This window comes from Trichocoleus sp. DQ-U1 (assembly GCF_039961925.1).
GTDB lineage: Bacteria > Cyanobacteriota > Cyanobacteriia > Cyanobacteriales > FACHB-T130 > FACHB-T130.
The window spans coordinates 1-11,899 of sequence record NZ_JAMPKB010000117.1; the positions used below are offsets into that span (position 1 = coordinate 1).

General features: G+C 46.9%; 8 protein-coding genes. 3 read left to right on the top strand and 5 right to left on the bottom strand.

Translation table 11 applies throughout. The features are described from left to right. Together NDI34_RS26100 and NDI34_RS26105 are read right to left on the bottom strand one after the other, a co-directional pair. Positions 1-1,551: hypothetical protein (locus tag NDI34_RS26100; RefSeq protein WP_348234278.1), on the bottom strand; the 1,551-nt coding region annotated here is incomplete at its 3' end. Positions 1,552-1,809: 258 nt separating this feature from the next. Then, positions 1,810-2,130: a hypothetical protein gene (locus NDI34_RS26105; RefSeq protein ID WP_348234279.1), complete on the bottom strand. Its 321-nt coding sequence runs from the start codon at positions 2,128-2,130 to the stop codon at positions 1,810-1,812. 155 nt (positions 2,131-2,285) lie between these two features. On the opposite strand from NDI34_RS26105, the gene NDI34_RS26110 reads away from it, so the two are divergent. Next, positions 2,286-3,518: a DNA sulfur modification protein DndB gene (locus NDI34_RS26110; RefSeq protein WP_348234280.1), complete on the top strand. Its 1,233-nt coding sequence runs from the start codon at positions 2,286-2,288 to the stop codon at positions 3,516-3,518. Positions 3,519-3,631: 113 nt separating this feature from the next. Here the strand turns inward: NDI34_RS26110 and NDI34_RS26115 are convergent, their stop codons facing one another. Then, a complete protein-coding gene (locus tag NDI34_RS26115) occupies positions 3,632-7,609 on the bottom strand; it encodes a magnesium chelatase subunit H (RefSeq protein WP_348234281.1) in 3,978 nt (1,325 codons plus the stop codon). A 280-nt stretch (positions 7,610-7,889) separates the two neighbouring features. Here NDI34_RS26115 and NDI34_RS26120 point away from each other — a divergent pair, with 280 nt between their 5' ends. Beyond that, positions 7,890-9,179, top strand: coding sequence for a lipid-A-disaccharide synthase (locus NDI34_RS26120; protein WP_348234282.1), 1,290 nt, complete (start codon positions 7,890-7,892; stop codon positions 9,177-9,179). A 16-nt stretch (positions 9,180-9,195) separates the two neighbouring features. Here NDI34_RS26120 and NDI34_RS26125 read toward each other — a convergent pair whose 3' ends face one another. Continuing rightward, positions 9,196-9,570 (bottom strand): hypothetical protein, encoded by a 375-nt coding sequence (locus NDI34_RS26125; protein ID WP_348234283.1) that lies wholly within the window; start codon positions 9,568-9,570, stop codon positions 9,196-9,198. A 355-nt stretch (positions 9,571-9,925) separates the two neighbouring features. Here NDI34_RS26125 and NDI34_RS26130 point away from each other — a divergent pair, with 355 nt between their 5' ends. Beyond that, the gene (locus NDI34_RS26130) at positions 9,926-10,561 is read left to right on the top strand and encodes a M23 family metallopeptidase (protein WP_347275884.1); all 636 of its coding nucleotides are present in this window, start codon (positions 9,926-9,928) and stop codon (positions 10,559-10,561) included. Positions 10,562-10,837: 276 nt separating this feature from the next. On the opposite strand, the gene NDI34_RS26135 is transcribed toward NDI34_RS26130, so the two are convergent. After that, positions 10,838-11,899: AAA family ATPase (locus NDI34_RS26135; RefSeq protein WP_348234284.1), on the bottom strand; the 1,062-nt coding region annotated here is incomplete at its 5' end.

Sequence of the window (11,899 nt, forward strand, 5' to 3'; positions counted from 1 at the left end):
ATCTTGAATTTTAACTTCAGTAGTAGAAGAATTAAGATTAATTGGATGAATGGCTAACCAAGTTTTTTCTAATTTAATAAACCAAAGCTTGTCTTCTATTTCTAATTTCGCTATTTTAGGTAGCTGAAAGAAAAAGGATTTATCAGAAGCAGGTCGTAGCCAAAGTGCCAAGTTGCGGTATTGCCCTATTTGATCGCCTGGATTTTTGCCTGAGTTCATTCTGTCGTTGCCCGTGTTAACGGCAAAATAATCAACTCCTCGTTTAGAATTTTCAGCCATTAGCTTGAAAGGGCCAACATCACCATCGCTAAACTTACCGGCTACGCTACCTAGCTGATAAGTATTACCGAAGAATATGGTTTCCCAATAACCCGGTTGGTCTTCTCCTCCAGGTTTCCAATTTTCATAAACTGGTTTTGTAGCGAGTAATTCAATCGGCTTCTTAAACTGCTTACGAGCTAATGCAACAACCGCGAGTGGAGGACGATAAGTGCTAGTAATGACGTGAATTGAGTCGTGTTCTGGTTTAGGATTAGGCAGCGAATTATCCCCAAAATATAGCCACAGCAAACGAGCCGCAGATGAACCATAAACAACATTACTTTTGTTATAATCTCGCTTCGTTGGCCCTCCAAAACCGCCATAATAATACTTCACTGCCCCCGCAGCACAAAGCCAATCAAGAGCAGCTTTACCAAGTTGTTTGACTTCCGGATCTTTCGCAAAATCATACAGGTTAAGGTACGCAGCAAGAGTATGACCGTGGTAATTTTCTGAATCCCACTCGCCCATCCCGATGTGATAAAGTGCCCAGACATATCGCTGAATTTTCTTTTTGTATAACTGGCGCACCTCTTCATTACCCGTTTCTTCCGCCATTAGATAAACCGATATCTCGCGCATCGCTCTAAGATTATCGGTATTGCGCCCATCCACCCAGCTACCACGCACATCTGGCCCCCAACCATCACCGCCACGACCTCTCCCGTAAATTGGGTGGGGGCGACCATTCGGATCTTGCTTTGTCCATTTTTTTGCCCCATCAAACATCCGTTGTTTGTAGGCAGAATCTAGGAATTTGCTAAAGAAAAAATATTTTCTAATTTGGCCTTTAAGGGTAAAAGAATAGTAATAGTCAATACCGTTAGTGTGGGCGTTATCTTTGGCTTGTTTGTCTTCCTTTTCTAAAAAAGCGATCGCTTTCTCTCGGTTGCCAGCTAAAAAGTCAAACATGGCGAGAGGATAAGTTTGCTTTTCGTTTTCCCCACTGTTGTTGTTATATTTTTTACCTGTGTAGTATTGAATAACCTCATTTGCTCTTTGCTTAAACTCTTTTTCCAGTTCAGGTGTCCACTGGTTCTGAAACTTCGCATCGACGGGTAGCGGCTGAATCTGAACTAAGCCATTTGCATCTTTGCTAATGGAGGGAGAAGCATCTGAACTGGGTGTATTTGCCCTGGATAAGGGAGTGGTTTTGGCGTTGCAAGCCAATATTGCTACAGCCAGTACGGATGCTATTACCGCGTGACGAAAAATAAAAAACCGTTTCATCAGTAACAGAGGTAATTAAGCTGCTCCGATTTTGGCATGAGAAAGAGAAGCGATCGCATTTTGGGCGAGATGGATGCGATCGCGCTAGGGGAAATCTAGACGCGATCGCTTTTTCGGGCAAATAGATGCGATGTTTCACCCGGCGAACAGTAGATGCACTTTTTAGCCCTATAAAAAATCGAGCAATTGCTTCTAGCGGAGAATGCTTAAGGAAGGATAGCAGCAATTGCTTTGTTGACTTGTTGACCCGTCTTCAGTTTAGAGATGCCAATTTCGCTGAATGGCTCTGACTAAGGAAAGAGTTGGATATGCAATTTGGGTATATTTTGCCCATGCAAGCCAAGCATCTACTGCCATTGGCAAATGCTTTGAATATTCTATAGCCACTTTTTGTAACTGAGGATCGTTGGCATCCACTCCATGCGCCTGAAGTTCAACCATGCGTGGTAACTCTGGTTTGGCAGGCTTTTCGTCTAGTGCGACAGTTGCAACATCCATATTACTGACCAACTCAAGAATTTTCAGTCCTTGAGGATGCTGCATAGCGGTAATAGCGAGGCTAGCTAAATTATTTGCCATAGAGATTTCTCTGTGGTTTAGGTGTACTGACTATTTATAACATCTGCCAGCGAGTGTGACAAGCTATAAAATAAGAAAAAATGAATTTGATTAGTTTGTCACACTTTCCGACTATGCTAAAATTGCTCCTATGTACCACTAGGACTCCACACCAGATGATTTCTCAAGCAAACAATCCGGTTCAAGTAGAAGACAGTTTTAAGGGAAATGCTGATCTAGTGAACTCGGAACTTACCCAAGCTATCCAGCAGAGCATCCAACCAATCATGGTTATGGGATACCGGAAAGGCCAAACTTTTTTAGCGGTGGGAGCGCAACATGGCGAACGGTTAATGCTTCAAATTAACGTTCATGCTACTGAAATTCCTACTTTGTTGAGATCTAGAAGCGTTGCTGAGGACAGCAACGATCCCTCTTCTGGGAAAAATCGCCCCGTCAATGAGAAACACGTTGAAGGGATTAAAGACTACATCATTGAACGCGCTGACTCTAACAATAAATGGATTCTAGGGCCAATTACTGCTAACGTAGCTCCAAACCGCATTCAGTATCAAAGGATATGGGGCGATTTATATGTTGTATTTATCCCGAATAATACTGCATTAGAAATTACCGATGGGCAACATAGAAAGAAGGCAATTACAGAATTAATTGAATCGGAAGATGACGATCGTGATTTAATTAACGAAGCCACCTTTGCAGTAAATTTGGTGCTTGAAGGTGACTTTGAACAGTGCCAAACTGATTTCTGTGATATGGCTCAAACCTATCCAATTGCTAAATCACTTTTGGTAGCTTATGCTGGCTTTGGTAGAGATGCAATCGCTAAGGAAGTTACTGAAAAAGTAGATATTTTCCGCAATAAAACCCAAAAAATTAAATCCACACCTGGGTCTAGAACAGGACACATATACACAATTAATTACATTTCTAAATTAGTTAGTTGTGCTTTTACAGGCAATACAAATAACAAGCTTTCGGAGATTAATACTGAGGAACTTGTTAAAGCTCAAGCTGAAGTTTTAAGTGATTGCTTAAATCACTTTTTTGCAACTTACCCGCAAACCCAGTACTTAGCAACACAAGAAAAGTTGAAGTGGCAAGAAGTTACTGAGTTTAGAGACAGCAATATTTTAGGTATTAGTGTGGGCTTAGAAATCCTAGGTTGCTTACTCTACTACACTTACAACAGCGAAAAAAACTATTTCGTTCTGGATAAAGTGGACGAACTAGCTAAGATTGATTGGTCAAAAACTGGCGAATGTTGGCAAGAAACAGTAGTTATCAACAATGGTAAAGGCGGTTTCAAGATTAGTGCTGGTCGTGGTTCAGTGAGTGTAGCTTTAGAGCGTTGTATTGAACAACTAGGTTGGAAAAGCAATAAATGAATCTATTAGAGTAGTATTAAAACTGTACAAAAAGCTAAATTCTCTGGCATGAAAATGTAGAGACGCGAAATTTCGCGTCTCTACATTTGGTTGTGCAATTTTAAGGGAGCGGTTTACTCAATCCCTTCAATCCGGTCTTCGACCTCCTGATACAATTCGCGTAGCATTTGCAAGTTGCTTTCGCTGGTTTCCCAGTAACCGCGACCATTTACTTCGAGTAAGGTTGCGACAACTTTGCGGAAAGAGTGAGGATTGAGGTTCATCAACCGCTTCCGCATCTCTTCATCTTGGATAAACGTGGTATTTGTATCCTCGTAAATCCAGTTATCGACAGCACCAGCGGTTGCAGACCAACCCATCGTATTTACTAAGCGCTTCGAGAGTTCGCGGACACCTTCGTACCCGTGACTTAGCATCCCTTCGTACCACTTAGGATTGAGTAGTTTGGTACGGGCATCTAAGCGGACGGTTTCGGAGAGGGTACGGACTTGGGCGTTGGCAGTGGTGGTGTCAGCAATGTAGGATGCTGGCGTTTTGCCATCGCCGCGCAGAGTGGCGACAACCTTCGTGGGATCGGAGTCGAAGTAGTGGGAAACATCCGTGAGGCTAATCTCGGAAGAGTCGAGATTTTGGAACGTCACTTCAGCAGTTTTCAGTGTTGCTTCAAAAATCTGACGCGACTGTTCCATTGTGCCTGGGCTATCGGAAGTGAAGGCAAAGGATTTGCGGCTGAGGTACATATCTTGTAACTCAGATTCGCTTTCCCAAGTGCTGTTTTCTACTGCCAGGTTGATATTAGAAGAATAAGAACCAGAGGCATTAGAGAAAACGCGAGTTGCCGCTTGACGCAGGTTGATGCCCATTTCCTCCGCCTGTAGTAAGGCGTGTTTGCGGACAAAGTTCATCGATAGGGGTTCATCGGCTTCTGCTGCCATCTTCACAGCTTGGTCGAGTAGGTTCATCTGGTTGATGAACAAGTCGCGGAAGACACCAGAACAATTGATGACCACATCAACGCGGGGGCGTCCGAGTTCAGCCAGGGGAATCAGTTCCAGTTTGTTGACTCGTCCCAAAGCATCTGGCACGGGTTTAACGCCGACCATCCACATAATTTGGGCGAGAGATTCACCGTAGGTTTTGATGTTGTCGGTTCCCCAGAGAACGCAGGCAATGGTTTCGGGATAGGCACCTGTTTCCGCCCGTTGCCGTTCTAGCAGTCGGTCTACAACGACTTTGGCGGATTTGACTGCGGCTGCGGTGGGGATAGATTGGGGGTCGAGGGCGTGGATGTTTTTGCCTGTAGGCAGGACATCCGGGTTGCGGATAGGATCGCCACCTGGCCCCGGAAGGATGTATTCGCCTTCTAAGCCTTTGAGTAAGGCACCCAGTTCGTTATCGGCACAAACTTGTTGGAGGCAGAATTCCAAATACTCAAATAGAGGCTTAATCGCTTCTGGGTCAACTTTCGCATAGCCTGCTTTATGCAGGGACTCGATCCAAGGTTCCTTCTTGCCCATGTTGAAGAAGTTGAGCTTAGAAACGAGGGAAACGCGACCATCGGCGTCAGTTTGTTCTTTGACGAGGGCGGAAACAGCGGCACGAGTGGCAAGGGTGATGTCTTGCAACAGTTGGACATCTTCTAAGATGCCTTTGTCGTTGTTCTTATAGATGTCGTCAATGTCGCGTCCGATGCTGTTGGCGATGATGCGGGGAAGACTAAGAATTTCTTCTTCGTTGCGGTCGAGACTGGCGATATTGACCAAGGTCGCGATCGCTTCTTCTGCACTTGGCGGTTTCCCAACGACGTGCAAGCCACAAGGCAATAGCCGCGACTCAATTTCCATCAGTCGTCGGTACACCAAACCGACCAGGGTGTCCCGTTCCTCGCTGGTCATCTCCTTGGCGTCTTTCTCTGGCAGGGTGATATCTTTATCCAGATTCACCATGCGGGACTTATCTACGATCGTGTTAACAATCTGGATGCCGCGTCCCGTATCTTTGAGGGTTTGGTAAGAACCGATTAACTCGCTCAATTCTTGCAAACCCTTGTAGAGGCCAGCATTTTCTGCCGGGGGAGTTAAGTAGGAGATTGTTTCGGCGTAGCTGCGGCGCTTAGCAATGGTAGCTTCGCTGGGGTTATTTGCCGCGTAGTAGTAGAGATTGGGAGTATTCCCAATCAAGTTATCGGGGTAACATTCGTTAGACATCCCCATCTGCTTACCGGGCATGAATTCCAGCGAGCCATGCGTGCCGAAATGCAGCACGGCGTCGGCTTTCCAAATTCGCTCTAGATAGGTGTAATAAGCGGCAAAGCCGTGATGGGGACTAGCAGAACGGGAGAATAGCAACCGCATCGGATCGCCTTCGTAGCCAAAGGTTGGCTGGACACCGATAAAGACGTTGCCGAAGTGTTTGCCGAAGATTAATAAATTCTGCCCGTCGCTGTTGAGATGTCCGGGTGGTTTGCCCCAGTTTTCTTCTAGCCGTTGAGAGTAAGGCGTTAAGTCTTCATACTCCGGAACTGACATCCGATAGGCGATATTCAGTTCCGGAGTGCTGTACTGCGCTTGCGCATCGTGGATGACTTCTTGCATCAACGCCATCGCTGACTCTGGCAGTTCTGGGAGGTCGTAGCCGTTCTGCTTGAGGGCTTTCATCACCTCGTAGATGGAACCAAATACATCCAGATAAGCAGCAGTTCCGACGTTACCCTTGTCCGGTGGGAAACTGAAGACGGTGATAGCAACTTTCTTTTGGAGTTTTGGCTTGCGGCGCAGGTTTGCCCATTTTAAGGCGCGTTGCGCGATCGCTTCTATTCGATCTTGAAGGGCGATCGCTTTCCCAGTTGCTCCATCCCTTCCAGAAAGGATAATTGGCTCAATTGCTCCATCCAGTTCGGGAATGGCAATTTGCAACGCCACTTGCACCGGATGCAGCCCTAAATCGCTATTTTCCCACTCTTCCGTTGTTTGGAATACCAGCGGTAGTGCCACCATATAGGGGCGATTCAGGCGTTTAAGCGTGTCAATTGCCTTGGGATGATCTTGTCTAGCAGGACCCCCGACCAGGGCAAATCCGGTTAGGGATACGACTGTATCCACGATTGTCTGGTTTCCTTGGAGGAAGAAAGCCTCAACTGGCTTAGAAAAATCTAAACCGGAAGCAAAGACGGGAATTACCCGTGCGCCCATTGCTTCGAGTTCCTGCACCATCGCTACATAATGGGCATCGTCGCCAGTGACGAGGTGAGTGCGTTGCAGCACTAAGCCGACACAGGGAGCCAGGGGATCTTTGAGATCGGTAGAAATATCGTTGCGGCTGTTGTACCAGTTGAAATATTCTTTGACATCCTCAAACATCTGGGGTGCCAAGGGGTGCCAGATCCCCATATCAACATAGGTGACGGGGTCTTTGTATTGGAAAGACGAGCCACGGCGCGTCTCTACACCCTTGAGAACGTATCTATCCGCCAGCATCAGCAGAAAGTTCTCTAGGTTTTCTGAGGAACCGCCTAGCCAATATTGGAAGCTGAGCATGAAGTTCCGAGCATCCTGCGCTTTGTCCATTGGCAGGTATTTCAGAACTTTGGGCAAAGTTTGCAGCAGCTTCAGCATCCCATCCTGGAAGCCGCTACCGGATTTTTCTTTGCGCTTCCGCATGAATTGGGCGATCGCACTCTTGGATTGCCCCAGTTGCGCCATCGAGAAGCTGCCCATTTTGTTCAGGCGCATCACTTGCGGCATCGATGGAAAGACAACAGCGACATCAAGCGCGTCGCGGTGGGGTTCTACTGCCGCAACAACTTTATCGGCTAAGTCTTCAATAAAAATCAGGGAAGCGATAAAGATATTGGCACCCGCAACGTCTCGCTTAAAACCCTCGTAGTTTTCAGGGTCGCGCAATTCTTCAAGCAGATAGCCGCTAATTTCGATGGCTAAGCCGGGATGGTTCTCGTTAATTGAGCGAACCGCTCCTGAGAGGGCACTCTGGTACTGCGGCTCTAGCACGACATAGACCACCTTGAGTAGCGATCGCCCCCGCAGGTTGTCCGGGGCAATGTGGCGAATGGTGGACTTGACGTGAGTGAACATTCGCGTAGGCTCCAAATGATAACGTGTTCTCTTATTTAAGAAGGCAGAATTAAAGATACAGAAGTCTGAGGCGATCGCTCATCTTTCTGAATTCTGGGTTCTGATGATTGATTGGCTTATGAAGTGTTTTTACCAAAAAATGCTTACCCAGTGCGGGGTTTGGGCATTATCTGACACAATTCGATAAAAACTTTGCAACATTTTTTTATATTTATTGACAAATTTGAAAGTGCATACTCATTTTTCTGCAAATAAGTATTAAGTTTTGGGGAGGCGGGGAATGCCAATATCGGACATCTTAATTCTTTCAAATGGCCCTGGGGAGTTAGCGACCTGGGTACGTCCTGTGGTAAAGGCTTTACGGGAACAACTAGGGGATGACCGTTCGGCAGTGCGGATCTCGGTAGTTCTGTCTCCTTGTCCCAACGCGAGTGGCAAAGAAGCGGAAATTGCCCAGTCTTACCCGGAAATAGACCGAGTACAGGGGGCAGAGAAGTTTTGGGAGTTCTTGCTGTGGGGAAAGACGGCGGAAAACTGGGATTGGTGCGATCGCGGTGTGGTTCTGTTTCTCGGTGGAGATCAAATCTTTCCCGTCGTCATTGGCAGACGCTTGGGTTATCGCACAGTTATTTATGCGGAGTGGGACGCCCGTTGGCACAGTTTGATTGACCGATTTGGCGTCATGAAACCGGAACTCGTCGCCCGCATTCCCAAGAAATATGCCTACAAGTTCACGGTTGTCGGGGATTTAATGACAGAAGCGGGAGAGTTAAACACTAAAAATAAAAAATTAGAAATTTCAGAGGCAATCTATTCTGGTGAAACGATTGGGTTATTGCCTGGGTCGAAACCAGCAAAACTTGCTCAAGGAGTGCCTTTGTGTTTGGCGATCGCAGAATATCTGCATGCTGTCCGTCCCCAAATCCGCTTTGCGATTCCCGTCGCGCCTACTTTGGATCTAAAAACTTTAGCTCGATTTGCCGATCCCAAGCAAAATCCAGTGATTGAGTTAGTCAAAGGCGCAACAGCAGAACTCATGACTCCCAATCCGCCAGAACTTCCGTATTTAAAAACAGCAGCGGGAGTGCGAATAGAACTTTGGACGCGATCGCCAGCTTATGACTTATTCTCCGAATGTTCTCTTTGTTTTACCACGGTGGGAGCTAATACTGCTGAACTTGCTGCCCTAGCCGTCCCGATGATTGTATTATTACCGACTCAACAACTGGATGCGATGCGAAGCTGGGATGGGCTGCCTGGATTACTAGCAAATTTGCCAGTCTTCGGTTCTAGTTTTGCCAAAGCAATCAACTGGATCATCATGCAACAAGTCATGCGAAAAGGTCATTTATATGCTTGGCCCAATATTTGGGCAAAAACGCAGGTAGTTCCAGAATTACTCGGTAAACTCCAAGCAGCAGAAGTTGCAGAATTTGCTTTGGACTATTTAAATCATCCTGAAAAATTGCAGGAAATGCGCGATCGCCTCCGCAGCATTCGAGGTGAAGCGGGTGCTGCCCAAAAACTGGCAAAGCTAGTCTGTGAGGAGTTAGAAATGCAAAATGCTTAATCTTTAAGCGCTACGACTAAGCGCTACGACGCCCCAGTTCGTAGATCCCGCAACCGACACAAGCAAGCATTCCCATACTGATTGCCCAGCTGCGCCCTAAGCCAAGTTCTACCCCATAATTGCAAATCGCGCCAATTAAGAAAAAAGGCACAATGCTGAAAATAGAAGCATAAAAGGCATTTTGAGCTTCTCTACCCTTGCGAGTTCTGTCAAATTCTTCTTGTGAAGTGTAGAGCGATCGCTCAGCAAAGTTAAACCAGCGATTAATTTGCTCCATCACCCATTCGCTGACCGGAGAGCAACCGAGATATAAAGCCAGCGACCATAGACCTGCACCTGCGATCGCGGTCGCATTTAGCTCGAATCTAAACGGTAGAATTTCAATCAGCATGGGTTTTACAACACTATAGTAGTTACTCTTCAGGGATTTTAACAAAAGTCAAGAATCTGTAAATATAGGTTGTTCCTCACTGCCTAAAAAAGTTGTGAGGTGCCGACAATTTCCACCCAGAGACAGACCCCAGCTAAAGGCTTGACTGTCAAACTTGACACGGCAGCAATCTAAAGTAACATCTTTCGGTTAATTGGCTGCGTAGATAAGCACCACAGTTCTCGGTTATCGATCTTAATTCGGGCAAACGAAGAGTAAAGCAATGCAGCAAGGGTCCGTACCACAAAACCTTCAAAACCGCTTTCTCCATCCAAGACGATTTCTATTTTTATTAGGGCTGCCTTTAGCTTGGTTAATGCCAGCAGTAGAATTACAGCCAAAATCAGTTGAGGCATTGGAAGTTAGAGCAAGTTCGGCATTAACTGGCAATAGTTGGCAAGGGGCATCTTTCCCAGTTGAAAATTTTCAAGGCTATACTTCTGCATTTGGCTACCGTCGCTCTCCTTCTGGTTCTGGGGGTTTGGAATTCCATCGGGGCTTAGACATTGCTGCACCTGAAGGAAGTTACATTCGTAACTGGTGGGCAGGGAAAGTCGTGAAAGTCTCACAAGATAGACTTTGCGGCACCTCAATTACTGTGGAGTCCGGTGCGTGGCGTCACGTCTACTGTCACATGAAAGGGAGCGTGGAAACCGCCAATGGCGGTCGTTATTTCATCGATCGCAGCGGGGGTCTTGTAGTTTGGGAAGGGCAACAAGTGCCAGCAGGTGCCCGGATTGGTCGGGTAGGGATGACTGGCCGCACTACTGGTCCTCATCTCCACTGGGGATTAAAGTATGGCGATAACTATGTAGATCCGGCTCAGGTTCTTAAAGCAATGTATGCTCAACAACCCGGTAATGTTCGGCAAGTTGGGCAACGTTTGCTTCAACCGTCTAGAAGTCAGACATCGTGGTGGAAACGTCAGGGGCAACGAACGATTGATTATTGATCGACGTGACAACATTTTCTTAGGCTCAATCCTTCTTACCTAAGACAAAAGCAATTCAAGGACTGGGTGCAATACATCAGTAGGGACATGGCAATGCCATGTCCCTACTTGTTAGAAACCGCAATATACTGCACTCAACTGAGAAACGTTATACAGGAACGCCCCGAAGATTGGCAGGTTCAAATCTTAGCAATAAAAGAACCCGTTTTTTTCAAGAAAACGAGTTCTTTTATAGAAGTGTTCTGTTTAAAGAACAAGCACTTTTAATTAAGGTAATTAAGGAAGTGCTACCTCTTTTTTAGGCACTTGGGCACGTTCAGTTACAATTTGACGAAAGCGATCGCCCTCAATCGTTTCTTGGTCTAACAAAAGATCCACCAGATAGTCTACTAAGACTCGGTTTTCCAAAATCAGCCGACAAGCTTCCTTATAACAATGCTCAACAATTGTTCTGACTTGAGTATCAATGCGAGTCGCTATTTCTTCAGAATACTCGCTACGGCTCCCCCAATCGCGCCCTAAGAATACTTCCCCATTCGGAGTTTCCAACGACAGCGGCCCCAAATCGGACATTCCAAAGCGCGTGACCATCTGCCGCGCCAGCGATGTCACTTTCTCTAAGTCATTCCAAGCACCCGTTGTCACTTCATCGTCGCCAAAAATGACTTCTTCCGCTGCACGTCCACCCAAGATTCCGGTAATTCGAGCCAGCAGCTGCGATCGTGAAAACAAACCCTGCTCTTCACCCGGAGTATACCAGGTCAGTCCTCGTGCTTGACCCCGTGGTACAAGGGTGACTTTCTGCACCGCGTCGTGACCGGGTAACAGGGTGCCGATCACGGCATGACCGATTTCGTGATAGGCAATTAATCGCTTGTTCTTGCTATCCACCAGCGGCGTGCCTTCCATCCCCGCTACCACCCGGTCAACGGCGTCGTTGATTTCTAGCTCTGTAACCGCATCTTTCCGCCGTCTGGCAGTCAAAATGGCAGCTTCGTTGAGCAGGTTCGCTAAGTCAGCACCTGTAAAGCCTGGAGTTCGACGAGCAATGTTTTCCAGCGAGACTTCGGGGGCAATTTTCTTATTCCGCGCATGAACTTCCAGAACCGCAAGGCGTCCTTTGAGATCCGGTGCATCCACCATCACTTGTCGGTCAAAACGTCCCGGACGCAACAGCGCCGAATCCAGAACATCGGGACGGTTGGTTGCGGCAATAATAATAATCCCGGTATTGCCTTCAAACCCGTCCATTTCTGTCAAGAGCTGGTTGAGGGTTTGTTCCCGTTCGTCGTTCCCACCGCCGATGCCTGCGCCTCTTTGCCGTCCGACGGCGTCGAT